We start from the raw sequence: 15,229 nt of genomic DNA on the forward strand, positions 1-15,229 counted from the left end.
CCCTCACCCGCCGCCGTCGAGCCACCGCACCTCATAGCCCCCCAGACCGGCGGACCTGCCGTCGACCGTGACCCGCGCGGGCCGGTCCAGGGTGTTGACGACCAGGGTGGCCCCGTCGTCGCCGAGCGCGAGCACGGCGGACGCGTCGGGGCCCGCCAACTCGACCGGCCGGTAGGCCGTTCCGGGCGGGAACTCGGCGGCGAAGCGCTGGACGAGGGCCATCATCGGCAACCCGTCACCAGCCGCACCCTGCGCCGCTCCCGCGCGGGGCCACAGGCAGGAGACGCACCGCCCGTCCCGCCGCTGCGCGTTCCAGAAGAACGCGGTCTCGGCGCCGCCCTTCGCGATGGCCATCATCCCGGCGGTCTCGACCGCCAGGCGGTGCGGCTCGGTCCAGGCCCGGCGGGCACCGGTCTCCTCGCCCGGCTCGGTGTAGTACTCCGCCCACCACAGCGGCAGCGAGGTCTGCCGCCCGATCCACCGGCCCACCGCGGTGAACTTCCGCGTCGCCCCGAACTCGTCCGGGCGGGCGACACCGCCGCGCGCGTAGCTGGAGCCGTCGACCACGACGAAGTCGGCCCCCACCTTGTGCTCGTTCCAGTACGTGAAGGCGTCCAGCACCCGCTGGTCCACCGTGCCCCACGGCCCGGAGAGGGCGGAGGCGTACCGGGTGTGCCCCGGCGGGAAGCTGTCCATGTTGAGGTAAGGCCCGCCGACCAGGATCCTCTCGTCCACCTTCTTCAGGGCCCGGTGGACCTTGTTGTACAGCTGCGTGTACCCCTCGTGGTTCCAGCGCTGCCTGCCGTCGTCGAAGAAGCCCTTGAACTCGTTCCAGACGACGAAGTGCCGTACGTCCGGATACCGTTCGGCCACCTTCGCGGCGAGGGCGGCGAAGTCGTCGTAGTGCTCGGGGCTCGGGGCGGTTTCGAGCGAGCGGCGGGACCAGTCGGTGCGGCCCGGGGTGCCGCCCTTCATCCAGTCCGGCGCGCAGCACAGGGTGATGACGGGAGTGCCGCCCGTCTTCCGGATGAGCTCGATCCGCGCGTCCAGGGCCCCGAAGTCGTAGCGGCCCGGGGACGGTTCGGGGTTGTCGGCGCCCCAGCCCATGAGGTGCTGGTTCTGCGGCAGCGACCGCGCCGACAGCGAGGCGAGCGCCGTGTCGACGAGGGACGCGCTGGTGCCGTCCGCGGCGCTGTACTGGGTGTGCGTGACCCCCCAGCCGAGCGAGGCCGGGACGGCTGCCTCACCCTTGCCGGACTGGCTGCCGCACAGCGCGGCGACGAGGGCGAGGACGGCGATCACCGCGAGGGCGGCGCCGGCCCGCCACCGTACGGCCCTCGACTGTCCCGCCCGATGGATCACTCCCGGACACCTGCCCCGACCGTCCTGCGCGCGAGCCGCCGGGAGCCGCGCACCAGCGCGTAGCCCTTCGTCAGGGTCCGGTCCACGGCGAAGGTACGGCCGACGGCCCGTCCCTCCACCAGTCGCGTGAACTCCCGCAGTCCGGTACCCCGTCGTACCGTCAGTCTACGGAGGGCCAGCGGGCCCTGCCGCGGGTCGGCGAGGGCGTTGCCCACGGCCAGGGACTGGGCGAAACCGGCCCGGTGCACGGCCTGCCGCACCCGGCGGTCGGAGTAGCCGTAGGGGTAGGCGAAGGACGTGGGCGCGACACCGGTCTGCGACTCGATGATCTCCTTGCAGCGCTCCACCTCGAACCGCAGCCGGTCCGCCGGGAGCTGGTCCAGCTGCGGATGCGTGTGGCTGTGACCGCCGATCTCCACACCCCGCGCGGCCAGTTCACGCACCTCGTCCCAGTCGAGCATCCGGTCCAGGGCGGCGCCGTCGATCTCGTCCGGGCCGCGCAGCCAGCCCGTGGTGACGAAGACGGCGGCGGGAAAGCCGTAGTGGAGCAGCACCGGCAGGGCGTACCGGTGCACGCCCCGGTACCCGTCGTCGAAGGTGATCAGCACGGGCCGGCGGGGGAGTGCCGCCCGGCCCCGCCAGGCCCGCGCGAGGTGCGCGGTGGTGACGGGCGTGAAGCCCCGCTCCTCCAGCAGTTCCATCTGGTTGGCGAACATCCCCGGGGTGACGGAGAGCGTACGGATCGCGTCCGCCGGCACGTCCGAGACACCGTGGTACATGAGGATCGGGACGGGCCGGGTCATCATGCGCTCCTCATGTGCGTGGCACCCCAGGTGCGGGCCCGGCCCATCCGCTTGAGGAGCCGGTCGGCGGGCCCTCGCAGTTCCGGATGGGACACGACCGTGTTGCGCAGCGCCCGCACCGGGGCCCGGCGCGCCCGGTGGGCCAGGGCGACGGGATGGCGCCGGACCGCCCAGCCCTCGGAGACGTGCACGTCGCCGGTCTTGAGGGCGTCCTTGTGCTCGCGCTGTCCGCGTCCCAGGTCGAGATAGGAGATGCCCTGTCCGGCGGCGCCCTGCGCCATCCGCAGATGCAGGGTGACGCCCGGGGAGTACTTCGCGAACGTCGGATCGTAGGCGGTGAACCAGCAGGACAGGATGTGCTGCGACCGCAGGCCGAAGTGCGCGGCGGCCGGCCGCCCGCCCGCGTACAGCACGGAGAGGATGCCGGTGCAGGCGTCGGCGCGGGTGTGGAACAACTGCTCCACCAGCTCGGTGATCCAGGGGTGCGCGAAGCGGTCGCTGCGGCCGGTCCTGCGGTACTGCGCGGACTTCCAGTCCATGAGGGTGCGCAGCATCTCGGGGTCGCGTTCGTCGTGGACGTAGCGGACCTCGCCGAAGGCCTTGGCCAGTTTCCGCTCCTGGGCCAGCCGCACCCGGGTGCCCCGCGCCGACCGCTCGCGCAGCCGCGCGACATAGGCGTCCCAGCCGTCCGCCACCTCCATCACGGGGGAGGCGTAGGTGCCGGTCACGGACTGCTCGAACGGCTGCTGCCCCTCGGCGAGATGGTCGAACTCCCAGATGGCGAGACCGCAGGCGCCGAGCAGTTCGCGCGCGTCCCACCGGAATCCCGGCAGGTGCACCAGCCCCTGGCAGTCGGACAGGCCGAGCCCGACGGCGCGGCCGACGCCCGTCAGGGTGCGCTGGTAGGGGAAGAACGCGACCGGTTCCCCGGTGGGACCGTCCTCGCGCAGCACGGCGACGCGCACACCGCGCCTGCGCCAGCCGACGGCGAGGGCGAACTCGGGTGCGAGGAAGGGGTTCGCGAGCTGTGTGGAACCCCCGGCGTGCGCCTTCGACTGAAGGGTCGTCCAGGCGGTGCGGTCGGCACCGGTCAGTTCCTCCGGCCGGTACACACTGATGTCCATGACGGGTGTCCTTCAGGTCGCGGGGTGGCCGACGGGGGGCCGCTCACCGGCGGGAACGGGCGCGGGCGGGCGGGTGCCGGTCCGGGCGGGCGTCTCCACCACCCAGGATGCGGAACGGCCGCGGCGGGCGCGGATCACGCCGACCAGGTAGCCGAGGGCGGCGCTCGACACTCCGACCACGATCGCCGCCGCCCGGCCGGCCCCGCCGCGCTGGCCGAGCAGGCAGTCGCGGACGCCCCGGACGACACCGGCGGGCAGTACATGCGTGGTGTAGCGGCGCTCGGACTCCAGGCCCTTGCGCACGCCGACGTGCCGGGTGACCTGGGCCTTGGAGAGGCCCTCGGCGTAGGTCCGGCGGCGGAAGTAGGCGAACCGCTCCCGGACCGGGGGCACCTTGTGGTGGATGACGGCGTGGTGGTCGAGGAGCAGTACGGCGTCCGGGACGGCCTGGGTGAGCCGGATGCACAGCTCGGTCTCCTCGCAGCCCAGCGGATGTTTGTCGCCGTCGCGGCCGATGCCGACGGCGAAGCCGCCCACCGCGTCGAAGGCCGTCCGGCGGAAGGAGGCGTTGCCGCCCAGCACGTTGCGGACCGGTGTCCGCCCCGGGGGCATCCCCTTGTACGCGCAGCCCACGACCCAGTCGAATTCGGCGGGAAACCAGGCGGGGCGCCGCCCCGAGGCCCATGCCGGTACCGTCCGTCCGCCGACGGCCATCACCTGCGGGTCGGAGTAGGCGTCGGCCATGTGCCGCAGCCAGTCCTCCTCCGCGACGGCGTCGTCGTCGAGGAAGGCGATGACCGAGCCCCTGGCGGCGGCGATCCCGGTGTTCTTCCCGGCGGACAGGCCCTGCGGACCCGCGTTCGGCATGATCCGCGGGACCGGCCCGCCGCCCCGGCCGCCGTACTCCTCGCGGAGCCGGTCGAGCAGGGCCGGGTTGTGGTCGACGACCAGCAGGGTCTCCACGGCGGGCAGCGACTGGACGCGTACCGAGTCGACGGCGGCGAGGATGTCCTGCCACCGGTCCTCGGTGTAGACACAGATGACGACGGAGACATCGGTACCGGGCACGGCACTTCTCCTTACTTCCGCCGGTCCGGCTCGGGTCCGCCGGGCCGGGCCTCCTCGGGCGTGGGGGTGGGTGGGGTGGCCGACGCGTCCCCGGGCCGCGGGGGCAGCCACTGGGAGCGCCGGACCAGCAGATAGAGGGCGAGCAGCGTCAGGGCCACCAGCCAGGCCAGCCCCCCGCCGGCCAGACCCATCCGGGGCAGCAGCACCCCGGCCAGGCCCAGGACCAGGGCGCACAGGGCCAGTTGGAGCCCGACGACCGTGCCCATGCGGCGGCGCATCCGGGCCACGTCCACGACGACGCTCACCAGCAGGTTGGGCAGCGCGGACAGGGCCAGCAGCCGCAGCAGCGTGGTGCCGTGCTCGGCGTACTCGGGTCCGAAGAAGGCGAGCAGCCACGGCGCGACGACGATGATGAGCAGGGCGCCGCCGGCCATCAGGAGCGCGGAGTGGCGCAGGACGCGGAAGGTGTGCTCGGCGAGCCGTCCCGGCTCGTGCGCGGCCTCGACGATCAGGGAGCTGCCCATGTTCGTCGCCAGGAGGTAGGGCACGTAGCCGACGATCCAGGCGAGCGAGTAGTAGGCGCTCTGTTCCGGGCCGAGGGTGTTCAGCACCAGCAGCGGCACCAGGCTGTAGGCGGCCATGCGGAACAGCGAGCCGATGTAGTCGGCCGTCGCGTAGCCGACCAGCCGGGGCGGGCGGGCCGCCCGCGGGGCCTGCCGCTCGTGACGGGGCACGGCGCGGCGCAGCAGGAAGACGTTGGCGACGAGCAGGGCCACGATCAGGGCGCCGGCCCACGAGATGAGGATGCCCATGAAGAGGGTCAGGGCGGCCGCGGCGGCCAGCAGGAGGATCTTCACCACGGCGAAGATCACGTTCTCGGTCGCCACCCAGCCCGGGTGCCGTACGCCCGTCAGGGCGCCGTCCTGGAGCGCGAAGATCGCGTAGGCGGCGGTGTAGGCGACGAAGAAGAAGCCGGTCAGCGGCGAGAGCAGGAAGTCGAGCCCGGGACTGACGGAGGGCACCAGCAGCAGGAACCCGACGGACACCAGCACACTGCAGGTGATGCTGGCGAAGTAGCAGGTCAGGATGAGGCTGCGGGTGTGGCGTCCGGCGGCCGGCACGAACCGGACCAGGAAGTCGGAGAGGTTGAGCTGGCCGACCGTGGACAGCAGGGTGGCGGCGGAGACGGCGGCGTAGTTCAGGCCCACCGTCCGGTCGTCGTACCAGTGGGTGGCGAGCACCCAGAAGACGGCTCCCAGCACCGCGTTGACGAGGGAACTCATCGCCAGGAGATGGCCGTTGCGCAGCAGCGGCTCGCTCGGCAGGAGCCCGGCGCACCGGGTGCGGACACCGGCCAGGAAGGGGCGCGGGGCGGCCGGCGCCCGCGTCGGGGCCTCGTCCGGGGGCAGCCCTTGGTGTCCGCTGAAAGCCTGGGTGGCCATGGTGTCCCCCGGGCTCACTTCGCGCTGCCGGACAGCGGGCCCTGGCGCGAGGGCCAGCGCGGGGGCGCGGAGGTGTCGTTCCGCGGCAGGCGGAGCCGGGGTGTCAGCACCAGCGCCGAGGTGAGGACCGCCAGGGCGAGCAGCGCCCGTACGGGGCTGAACACCCCGAGGACGAACAGGGTCTCCGCGACCAGCGCGCACAGGGCGACGCTGACGGCTCCGGCGAGGACCACGGGCGCCAGCAGGGCGGCGGGTCCGTCGCCGCGCCTGGGGCCGGGCCCGGTGGCCCACCACAGGGCGGCGAGACCGGGGCACAGGAGGAGGAAGGCGACCGTGGCCACCACCCGCACCGGTGAGGCGTCCGGCAGCGCGGTCGTGGCGAGCGCGACCCATCCGGACAGGGCCAGTGACCAGCGCGGCCGGTTCATCGCGCACTCCCTTGCGAGGGCGGGTCGAAGCGGTAGACGACCGCGTCCGGACCGCGGTAGACCGTGGTGAAGCCGGGCGCGGTCGCGAGGGCGGCTTCGAGCCGGCGGGTGAAGTCGGCGGGCATCGAGCCGTTGAGCCGGACGTCCGCCTCCTGCGCGCGGCTGATCATGACGTACGCCGGGTCGCCGCCGGCGCGGCCGAGGATCGGCTCCAGTCCCGCCACGGGGTCGCGGACCATCAGCCGCTTGGCCTCCAGGCCCTCGCTGGTGAGTTCCGTGCGCTCGTGCTGGTCGTAGCGCATCTCCAGACCGGGAGCGGCGAACGTGACGGAGATGATCAGGGAGCCGGGTGGTGTCCGCGTCGTGACATAGCGGGTGGCGGCGACCTCGTCGGCGGAGAAGCGGTTCATCGCCTCCTTGCTGTAGTAGCCGAACATCAGGCTCCCGACCATGGCGAACAGGACGACGACGACCAGGGGCGTCCGCAGGGACAGCCGGCCGAGGTGCGGTATCAGCAGGGCCGCGATGAGGAAGGCCGCGGCGGGCAGGGCGAACATGTAGGCGCGGAAGGCCATCTCGCCGCCGTAGGCGTTGACCAGGGCGATCGGCAGCGGTGAGAGCGCGAGCAGCGGCATGGGGGTGCGCCGGGTCCAGCGGTGGGCGACGAAGGCCGCGGCGGCGAGCAGGAAGACGCCTCCCGACAGGCCCCGGTCGATCCAGGAGACGACGACCTGACTCGGGGCGGCGTCGGCGAGCCGGTTCAGCCCGGACCAGACGTTGGACTCGGGCTGGGTGACCGCCTTCACGAAACTGCTGAGGTTCTCGACCACATAGGGCCTCGCCACGGTCGCGTACCAGCCCAGGTTGAGCAGGACCGCCCCGGCCAGCGCGGGCAGCACCACCCGCCGGTTGGCCCGGGGGAGACAGAGCAGCAGCAGCGCGCTGATCAGCATCAGCGGGGACAGCTGGTGGGAGGTGATGATCGCGGCCTCCATCACCAGCAGCAGCACGAACAGGCCGGGCGGCCAGCCCCAGGCGCGCGGCACCCCGCGGTTGGGGGTCCGGGAGGAGGGCAGCTGCCTGACGACGAGGGCGATCACGGCCGCGTAGAGCAGGAAGGTGAAGGCCTGCGGGGCGAAGTAGTCCTGGCCCACCCAGGAGCACGAGTAGTAGATCCACACCGCTCCCCAGATCAGCCGGCGGTCGGTGGTGAGCGACCGGTAGATCAGCAGCAGCGGGCCGAGGGTGAGCACGTTGACCAGCACCTGCGACCACAGCGCGTACGCCAGGGCGGACTCCAGTCCGGCGGCCCGTACAAGCAGCGCGTTGAACTGGAAGAACCCGGGCCACTGGTTGTAGATGCCGAGCCCCTCGGCGTCCGGCACCTCACCGTTGTGGCGGACCATCGCGTCGATGACGGCGACGTGCTTCCACGCCCACGCGTAGCGCAGTTCCGAATAGAGCAGGGGCGGGGTGGCGTGGATGACGGCGATCAGGACCAGCGTGTACAGCGCGAAGCAGGAGTGCGGGGTGCGCCGGTCGCCCGCAGCGACGCAGAAGCCGACGATCAGGAGGGTGAGCGCGACCCAGAAGGAGACCGGCAGCACCTGGAGGAGCCCCAGGTCGCCCATGGCGTCGAGGCGCACGTCGCGCAGGGACGTCACCCACAGGGCGACGGCCGCGGGCAGCAGGAAGACCGCGGCGCGGACGCCGCGGCCCTTCCCGCTGAGGCCGAACCGACGGGCCGTGACCGGCCGGGTGACCGGCGGGAGCGCGGTCACCTCGGGATTCGCCGGCGTGTCGGTACCCGCGCTCGGCATGGTGTCCTCCGGCCCGACGGGCGTTTCTCGGAGGGCTTCGGATTGCTGCCGGCTGAACACTGGTGACTCCGTGGGGACGGATCGGCGGACCTCAGTCCGGCGTGCTCGGCACGCTTTGGTGCGGTGCGTGTGCGGTGCGGGTGCCCGGCCGCTCGGAGAGCAGGGTGCGCAGGACGCGGCGGCCGTCCGAGATCGCGTGCAGGTTGGAGCGGCCGCTGCGGCGCGGCAGCTCCAGGCTGGGCACCTCGGCGATGCGCAGGCCCGAGCAGAGGGCGTGCGCGATCATCTCCGTCTCGATCTCGAAGCCGGTGCTGTGCAGGTCGAGATCGTCGAGGAAGCTGCGGCGGAATGCGCAGTAGCCGTAGCACAGGTCCGTGAGATGGGCGTCGTACAGGTGGTTCACGGCCGCGAGGAGCGCCTGGTTGCCCCAGCTGCGGATGCGGGTGATGTCGAGGGAGCCGCCGCCCGCGATGAAGCGGGAGCCCTTGACGAAGTCGTAGCCGTTGTCGAGGAAGTGCAGGTAGTGCGGGATCTCCCCGGGCAGCATGCTGCCGTCGGCGTCGATCATCACGATGTAGTCGCCGGACGCGGCCAGGAAACCGGTCCGCAGCGCGTTGCCCTTGCCGGGGCCGCTCTGCTCGACGTGGCGGACGGTGGGCAGGCACTGCCGTGCCATGTGCACGGTCGAGTCGTGGGAGTCGCCGTCGACGAGGATGACCTCGTCCACGCAGTCCGGGATCTGCTCGAAGACCCAGGGGATGTTGCGGGCCTCGTTGCGGGCGGGCACGACGAGACTGACGGTGGCCCGGGGCGGCGGCCGGTCCTCGGCGCGGCGCAGGGGGTGGGGCGCGAGCCGGTCGTCGGCCCGGCGGGCGGGGGGACCGGGGAGAGTGCCGTTGCGAGAGGGAACAGCGTTGGATTCGCTCAGATGTGAAGGGTGAATCATGATGTCGGCGCTCCGAGACTCGATCCGGCGGCGGATTCCCGAGCGGTGGGCGACGTAGTCGACGGTGCGGCGGAAGCCCTGCTCGACCCCGTATGTTTACGACGTATACGTACATGGTCACCACGTTTCTTCCGGGAGGTCAAGTGCAGGAGCCCGGGGCCTTTGGTCGGGCAGCGGTGAGTGCGCGCGGGAGGCCCGCCGTGCGGGGCCGGGTCGGCGCTTCGCGACAGCGAACGGAGGGTGTGGGTGGGGTCTCGTCCGCTGCCGGGGCGCGTGGACGGGGCCGGGTGGGGAAGTCTGCGGGCGGGGCGTGACCCGTCATCCGGGCCGCGTGGACCGGACCGGCTGCGGAAGTCGCGGTGCCCGTACGGGACTTCCCCGACCGCGACGGCAGGGGCCGCCGGAGCTGCCCATAGGGTGTGCCCCATGCCTGCCACGGTCAGTTCCGCGAAAACCCGCGCCGCGTTGCGCACATCGGCCCGTGTATCGGGCGAGTTGCTGCTGGTCCTCGTGATGCTCTGGGGTGCCCTCTGGCTGCTCAACTGGATGTGGTCGGTGATCTGGCCGCTCGTCATCGGCCTGCTGCTGACCACGCTGACCTGGCCCCCGACGCGCTACCTCCGCTCCCGGGGCTGGCCTCCGGCACTGGCCGCCTCGCTGGTGACGATCACGTTTCTCGTCCTGGCCGCGGGGGTCGTGGCGCTCATCGCGGTTCCGGTGGCGTCCCAGTCCGGCGAGCTGACCGACGGCGTCGTCGAGGGCGTCCAGCGGCTGCGGGAGTGGGCCGCCGGGCCGCCGCTGAACATCGGGGACGCCGAGATCGACAAGGCCTTCGACAGTGCCGTCGACCGGGCCCAGGACGGACTGGGCAGCGCCGTCGGCGCCCTGGTCACCGGGGTGAGCAGCGTCGTCAACGGTGTGATCACCGCGGTGCTGGCCCTGTTCCTGATGTTCTTCTTCCTCAAGGACGGGCCCCGCTTCCTGCCCTGGCTCGCCCGCCAACTGCCCGGCCGGCTGGCCACCGACGTCCCCACGGTCGCCGCGCGCGCCTGGGACACCCTCGGCTCGTTCGTCCGCTCCCAGGCCGCCGTCGGCCTCCTCGACGCCGTACTGATCGGGCTCGGCCTGTGGATCCTGGACGTCCCCCTGGTCCTGCCGCTCGCGGTACTCACCTTCGTCACCGCGTTCGTGCCGATCGTCGGCGCGATGTTCGCCGGCTTCGTCGCGGTCCTCATCGCGCTGGTCTCCAACGGCCTGACCGACGCGCTGATCGTGCTGGCCATCATCCTGGTCGTGCAGCAACTGGAGGGCAACGTGTTCCAGCCCATGATCCAGAGCCGCGGACTCGGCCTGCACGCGGCGGTGATCCTCCTCGCGGTGACCCTGGGCGGCAACCTGGCGGGCATCGTCGGCAGCCTGCTGGCCGTCCCGGTCACCGCCCTGATCGCGGTGGTCTGGAACTACGTCCGAGAACAGCTCAGCGAGCCGACCGCGGAGGATCCGCCGCCCGCCGCCGCGGTCGCGTCGTAGCAGGGAGGGCCGACCCGGCGCCCCGCGAGAAGGGGCCTGCCGGGTCGGCCCGGTGACGGTGTGACATCACGAGCGGACGGTCCACGAACCGGTTCGGGTGGTGAGAGCTTTGCGGCGGCCATCTCCGGGAGGCGGCCGGGTCGGTCGGTCATAGCTGTGCGCCGGTCTCCTCCGAGGAGGCCGGCGTCGTGTTGTGCTCGTGGATCAGGCGCAGCGCCTGCTCCCGGTCGCGCCGGTCCAGGGCGTCGACCAGGGCGCGGTGGAGCGCGAGCCGGTCGGCGATGTACGCGTCCAGGGGCTCGTCGTCGCCCGGTAGCACCGACAGGGTGTGCCCCTCGATCAGGTCGAGGAGATTGGTGTAGAGCGAGCCGAGCAGCACGTTCGGACTGATCGCGGCGATGGCCGCGTGCAGCCGCCAGTTGGCCTGGACGAAGGCGACCGGGTCGGCGTCCTTTACCGCCTGCTCCATCGCGGAGATGTGGTCGCGCAGCCCGGCGATGTCGGCCGGTGAGGCGTGCCAGAGGGCGTCCTCGATCAGCAGGGGGTCGAGGGCGTCCCGGATACGGACCGCGTCGGCCACGTCGTTGGCCTGCGCGTCCAGCGCGAGCACCGAGTTGCCGAGCCGGACCATGGGGGACTGCTCGGCGCTGAACAGGCCGCCGCCGGGGCCGGGCTTGACCGTGACCAGACCCCGGGCCTGGAGCAGGCGCAACGCCTCGTTGAAGGTGCCCACGGACACCGCGCACAGGGTGCGCAGCTCCTCCTTGGTGCCCAGGCGGGAGCCGGGCGGAACGCTCTCGATCAGCTCGGTGACACGGCGCGCCGCCCCCTCGGCGCGGCCCGACGCCGTCTGCCGGGGCGCGCCGTCCGGCCGCGGTCCGGGCCGACCGAGGCCGCCCGCGGTGGCGGATCCCGCGTGGTTCGCGTGAGCGGGTCGGTCGGAGGTGGGGGTCACGTCAGCTCCAAGATCATCGTATTCATCATGCTCAATTTTCTGGATTCTCTTGACGGTGCAATTCGTGCTCGCGCAACATCGAGGTAATCATCATGATGAATTGCTGGTGGGGAGGCAAGGGCACCGCTGTCGCTGGCGGTCCCTCGACCTGCCCCCCCCCAGTACATCGGACGGCACTCTCCGACGTGGCATCGGATGACCCGTTCCCCATTCCTTCGGGAGAATCATCGTGCGCATCGCCAACCTCTCCGGCCGGCTGGCCGTCATCGTCGACGGCAGGGCCGTGGACGTCGAGACCGCGAGTGAGGGGAGTTTCTCCGCCGACCCGCAGAGCGTCTACGAGCGGTGGGAGGTGTTCCGTGCCTGGGCCGACGCCTGTGAACTGCCGGAGGGTGTGCCCTTCGACCCGGCCGACCTCGGGTCACCGGCCCCCGCTCCCCGGCAGGTCCTCGCGATCGGTCTCAATTACCGTGATCACGCGGCGGAGTCGGGCTTCGACGCTCCCGAGGGGCTGCCGCCGGTCTTCACCAAGTTCGTCACCAGCGTCACCGGGCCGGTCACCGAGGTGAAGCTGCCCGAGGGCGGTCACACCGACTGGGAGGTCGAGCTGGTCGCCGTGATCGGCCGGCGTGCCGAGCAGGTGTCCGAGGCCGACGCCTGGAGTCATGTCGCGGGCCTTGCCGTGGGGCAGGACATCTCCGAGCGGATCTCCCAACTCGCGGGTCCTGTGCCTCAGTTCAGTCTTGCCAAGTCGCATGCCGGGTTCAGTCCGATCGGCCCCTGGCTGGTCACCCCCGACGAGTTCGACAACCCCGACGACCTCGAACTGAGCTGCGCCGTCAACGGTGAGGAGGTCCAGAAGGGCCGCACCCGCGACCTGGTCCACTCCGTTCCCGCCCTGATCGCCAAGCTGTCGGCGGTGCTGCCGCTGCTCCCCGGTGACGTCGTTTTCACCGGCACCCCGGCGGGCGTGGGTCTCGGCCGTGACCCGCAGCGCTTCCTGGCCCCCGGCGACGAACTCGTCAGCGCCGTCGAGGGCATCGGCGAACTCCGCCAGACCTTCGTCGCCTGATCCGGCCGGACCGACGGACAAAGGAGTCTAGGAGTCCCCATGGCACTGCACCGTCTGACCTCCATCACCATGGGGATCCCCGATGTCACCGAAACCGCCGCCTACTACGCCGACTTCGGTCTCACCCCGGACGGCGACGGCTGGTTCACCACCCGCGACGGCGGACGCCAGCTGCACATCGTCCGCACACCGACCCGCCGACTGGTGGAGGTCCGGATCGGGGTCGACACACCCGACGACCTCGCCGCGGCCGCGGCCCGCCTGCGCCGCCTCGGAGTCGACCCCGTCCTCGACGGACCCACACTGACCGCGTACGACAGGGCCACCGCCGTACGGGCCGTGCTGGAGGTCGCGCCCCGCCTCGTACAGCCCCCGGTCGCCGCCGCCGCGACCAACGGCCCCGGCCGCCCCGACCGCACCGGCACCCGAGCCGCCGGCATCCTGCGCACCGGCCCCGTACAGCCCCGCAAGCTCGGTCACGCCGTGATCGGCACCACCGACCTCGACACCACCACCGCCTTCTTCCTCGACGGCCTGGGTTTCAAGGCGTCCGACTACATCAAGGGCCACGGGGCGTTCCTGCGCTGTTCCACGGACCATCACAACATCCTGGTGCTGGCCGCGCCGGTCACCTTCCTGCACCACACCTCGTGGCAGGTCGACGACGTCGACGAGGTCGGCCGGGGAGCCGCCGCGATGCTGGAGGACCACCCCGAGCGGCACATCTGGGGCCTGGGTCGCCACCACGCCGGCTCCAACTTCTTCTGGTACCTCAAGGACCCGGCCGGCAACTTCAGCGAGTACTACTCCGACATGGACTGCATCGTCGACGACCAGTTGTGGACGCCGGAGGTCCTCGAAGGCGCCAAGGGACTGTTCGACTGGGGCCCGCCGCCCCCGCCGTCCTTCCTCGCCCCCGAGGATCTCGCCGCCCTGATGACCGGCACCCACAGTGAGTCGAGGTAACCCCATGACGAGAACCACCGCGAAGATGCACGACGTCGCGATCGTCGGCTTCGGCCCCGTCGGCCAGACCCTCGCCCTGCTGCTGGGCCGCGCCGGACACGACGTCATCGCCCTGGAACGCTGGCCCAGCCCCTACGCCCTGCCCCGCGCCGTGCACTTCGACCACGAGATCGGCCGCATCCTCCAGTCCGCCGGGGTCGCGCGGGAGGTGCGCGCGGTCACCGACGCCGTACCCGACTCCTACGAATGGCGTTCCGCGACCGGCGAACCCCTGGTGCGCATCGACTGGTCCGGCCACGGCATCTCCGGCTGGCCGACCGCCAGCTTCTTCTCCCAGCCCCAGCTGGAGGGGGTCCTCGCCGAGGCGGCCGAGCGCCTGCCCACCGTCACCGTGCGCCGCGACTGCGAGGTCACCGGCCTCGAACTCGGCGCCGAGCACGTCGTGTTGACCACCGGCCGGGGCGACGGCGCCGGGCAGGTCAGGGCGCGGTACGTGATCGGCGCGGACGGCGCGAACAGCTTCGTCCGCTCGGGTATGGCCACGTCCGTCACCGACCTCGGCTTCTTCTACGACTGGCTGATCGTGGACGTGCTGCCGCACGATCAGGCCGAATGGTCGCCGATGAACTGGCAGTTGTGCGATCCGCGGCGCCCCACGACCATCGTCTCGGGCGGACCGGGCCGCCGCCGCTGGGAGTTCATGCGGCTGCCGGACGAGAGCGTGGAGGACCTCAACTCCGAGGACGCCGCCTGGCGTCTGCTCCGGCCGTGGGGGCGCACCCCGGAGAACACCACGATCGAGCGGCACACCGTGTACACCTTCCAGGCGCGGTGGGTCGACCGCTGGCGCGAGGACCGGCTGATCCTCGCGGGGGACGCCGCCCACCAGATGCCGCCCTTCGCCGGCCAGGGCATGTGCTCCGGGCTGCGGGACGCCGCCAACCTCGCCTGGAAACTGGACCTCGTCCTCACCGGACATGCCGACCCGGCCCTGCTCGACACCTACACCTCCGAACGCAGCGAACACGTCCAGCACGCCATCGGCATGTCCATTGCCCTCGGCCAGGTGATCTGCGTCCTGGATCCCGACGAAGCGGCGGCCCGCGACGCCCGGATGATCGCCGCAGGCGCCGATCCGCGCCACGCCCTGCCACCGATGCCCCCTCCTGTCCTCGGCGACGGCGTCCTCCAGCGGGCGCCCGACGGAAGCCGGGCCGCCGACGTCGGCCACCTCACCCCGCAGTTCGAGGTCACCCACGAGGGCCGGACCGCCCCGCTGGACGACCTGACCGGCGGCGGGTTCACCGTGCTGACCGACGGCACGGCGCCGCTCGACGCGCTCGACGCATCACAGCGCGCCTTCCTCGACGCCATCGGTGCCACGCTCGTCCCCCTCTACGCCGACACCGCCCCGCCCGGCGGCTACCACGACGCCCCCGACTGCTACCTGCCCCACATGCGCGAGCACGGCCACACGGCCGCCGTGGTCAGGCCCGACTTCTACCTGTTCGGCGCCGCGACCGACGGAGCGGGGCTGAGGGAACTCGTCGGCCAGCTGCGCGAGCAACTCCAGCACCCCAGCGGCACCGCGGACCGCGCCGAGCCCGGTGCGCTGACCGCCGTCGCGGAACGGTAGCGGTCCGGGACGGGGCACGCGGCCGGCCGCACGGCCCGTGCCCCGTCGTCCAGCCCGGGCCCCCAGCCTGGGGGACC

The 15,229-nt window shown here is 72.2% G+C and carries 13 protein-coding genes; 4 read left to right on the plus strand and 9 right to left on the minus strand.

The window, feature by feature from the left end:
• Positions 1-3: 3 nt before the first annotated feature.
• From ABT296_RS06610 to ABT296_RS06645, 8 genes are all read right to left on the minus strand, one after another.
• Positions 4-1,362, minus strand: a complete 1,359-nt coding sequence (locus ABT296_RS06610; protein WP_351923923.1) for a GH39 family glycosyl hydrolase — start codon at positions 1,360-1,362, stop codon at positions 4-6.
• Positions 1,359-2,168, minus strand: a complete 810-nt coding sequence (locus ABT296_RS06615) for a polysaccharide deacetylase family protein (protein WP_502977188.1) — start codon at positions 2,166-2,168, stop codon at positions 1,359-1,361. Before ABT296_RS06615 ends, ABT296_RS06610 begins: the two co-directional genes overlap by 4 nt.
• Complete coding sequence (locus ABT296_RS06620) at positions 2,165-3,289, minus strand: GNAT family N-acetyltransferase (RefSeq protein WP_351923927.1); 1,125 nt, start codon at positions 3,287-3,289, stop codon at positions 2,165-2,167. Before ABT296_RS06620 ends, ABT296_RS06615 begins: the two co-directional genes overlap by 4 nt.
• Positions 3,290-3,301: 12 nt before the next feature.
• Positions 3,302-4,357: a glycosyltransferase family 2 protein gene (locus ABT296_RS06625; RefSeq protein ID WP_351923929.1), complete on the minus strand. Its 1,056-nt coding sequence runs from the start codon at positions 4,355-4,357 to the stop codon at positions 3,302-3,304.
• A gap of 11 nt (positions 4,358-4,368) precedes the next feature.
• Positions 4,369-5,799 carry a lipopolysaccharide biosynthesis protein gene (locus ABT296_RS06630; protein WP_351923931.1) on the minus strand — a complete coding sequence of 477 codons (1,431 nt, stop codon included), beginning with the start codon at positions 5,797-5,799 and terminating at the stop codon, positions 4,369-4,371.
• A gap of 14 nt (positions 5,800-5,813) precedes the next feature.
• Entirely contained in the window at positions 5,814-6,227 is a 414-nt protein-coding gene (locus tag ABT296_RS06635; RefSeq protein WP_351923933.1) for a hypothetical protein, read from the minus strand.
• The gene (locus ABT296_RS06640) at positions 6,224-8,047 is read right to left on the minus strand and encodes a glycosyltransferase (protein WP_351923935.1); all 1,824 of its coding nucleotides are present in this window, start codon (positions 8,045-8,047) and stop codon (positions 6,224-6,226) included. The genes ABT296_RS06635 and ABT296_RS06640 overlap by 4 nt, the downstream gene beginning before the upstream one ends.
• 91 nt (positions 8,048-8,138) lie before the next feature.
• Positions 8,139-8,993, minus strand: coding sequence for a glycosyltransferase family 2 protein (locus ABT296_RS06645; protein WP_351923937.1), 855 nt, complete (start codon positions 8,991-8,993; stop codon positions 8,139-8,141).
• Positions 8,994-9,419: 426 nt separating this feature from the next.
• On the opposite strand from ABT296_RS06645, the gene ABT296_RS06650 reads away from it, so the two are divergent.
• Complete coding sequence (locus ABT296_RS06650) at positions 9,420-10,523, plus strand: AI-2E family transporter (RefSeq protein ID WP_351923939.1); 1,104 nt, start codon at positions 9,420-9,422, stop codon at positions 10,521-10,523.
• A 148-nt stretch (positions 10,524-10,671) separates the two neighbouring features.
• Here the strand turns inward: ABT296_RS06650 and ABT296_RS06655 are convergent, their stop codons facing one another.
• On the minus strand, positions 10,672-11,478 hold the full coding sequence (locus tag ABT296_RS06655; protein WP_351923941.1) for a FadR/GntR family transcriptional regulator: 807 nt from the start codon (positions 11,476-11,478) through the stop codon (positions 10,672-10,674).
• Positions 11,479-11,707: 229 nt separating this feature from the next.
• On the opposite strand from ABT296_RS06655, the gene ABT296_RS06660 reads away from it, so the two are divergent.
• Genes ABT296_RS06660 through mhpA form a run of 3 tightly spaced genes read left to right on the plus strand, consistent with a single transcriptional unit; the run spans position 11,708 to position 15,152 of the window.
• Positions 11,708-12,550, plus strand: a complete 843-nt coding sequence (locus ABT296_RS06660; RefSeq protein WP_351923943.1) for a fumarylacetoacetate hydrolase family protein — start codon at positions 11,708-11,710, stop codon at positions 12,548-12,550.
• 39 nt (positions 12,551-12,589) lie between these two features.
• Complete coding sequence (locus ABT296_RS06665; protein ID WP_351923945.1) at positions 12,590-13,516, plus strand: VOC family protein; 927 nt, start codon at positions 12,590-12,592, stop codon at positions 13,514-13,516.
• 4 nt (positions 13,517-13,520) lie between these two features.
• Entirely contained in the window at positions 13,521-15,152 is a 1,632-nt protein-coding gene (mhpA, locus tag ABT296_RS06670) for a bifunctional 3-(3-hydroxy-phenyl)propionate/3-hydroxycinnamic acid hydroxylase MhpA (RefSeq protein ID WP_351923947.1), read from the plus strand.
• Positions 15,153-15,229: the final 77 nt, after the last annotated feature.

The sequence above is a fragment of the Streptomyces sp. NPDC000983 genome (assembly GCF_040299205.1).
In the GTDB taxonomy this organism is placed as follows: Bacteria; Actinomycetota; Actinomycetes; order Streptomycetales; family Streptomycetaceae; genus Streptomyces.

Excerpts from the sequence above, each read along its gene's own strand:
- ABT296_RS06665 (WP_351923945.1), top strand. The coding sequence starts at position 12,590 with ATGGCACTGCACCGTCTGACCTCCATCACCATGGGGATCCCCGATGTC.
- ABT296_RS06630 (WP_351923931.1), bottom strand. The coding sequence starts at position 5,799 with ATGGCCACCCAGGCTTTCAGCGGACACCAAGGGCTGCCCCCGGACGAG.
- ABT296_RS06650 (WP_351923939.1), top strand. The coding sequence starts at position 9,420 with ATGCCTGCCACGGTCAGTTCCGCGAAAACCCGCGCCGCGTTGCGCACA.
- ABT296_RS06640 (WP_351923935.1), bottom strand. The coding sequence starts at position 8,047 with ATGCCGAGCGCGGGTACCGACACGCCGGCGAATCCCGAGGTGACCGCG.
- ABT296_RS06635 (WP_351923933.1), bottom strand. The coding sequence starts at position 6,227 with ATGAACCGGCCGCGCTGGTCACTGGCCCTGTCCGGATGGGTCGCGCTC.
- ABT296_RS06620 (WP_351923927.1), bottom strand. The coding sequence starts at position 3,289 with ATGGACATCAGTGTGTACCGGCCGGAGGAACTGACCGGTGCCGACCGC.
- mhpA (WP_351923947.1), top strand. The coding sequence starts at position 13,521 with ATGACGAGAACCACCGCGAAGATGCACGACGTCGCGATCGTCGGCTTC.
- ABT296_RS06615 (WP_502977188.1), bottom strand. The coding sequence starts at position 2,168 with ATGATGACCCGGCCCGTCCCGATCCTCATGTACCACGGTGTCTCGGAC.
- ABT296_RS06645 (WP_351923937.1), bottom strand. The coding sequence starts at position 8,993 with ATGATTCACCCTTCACATCTGAGCGAATCCAACGCTGTTCCCTCTCGC.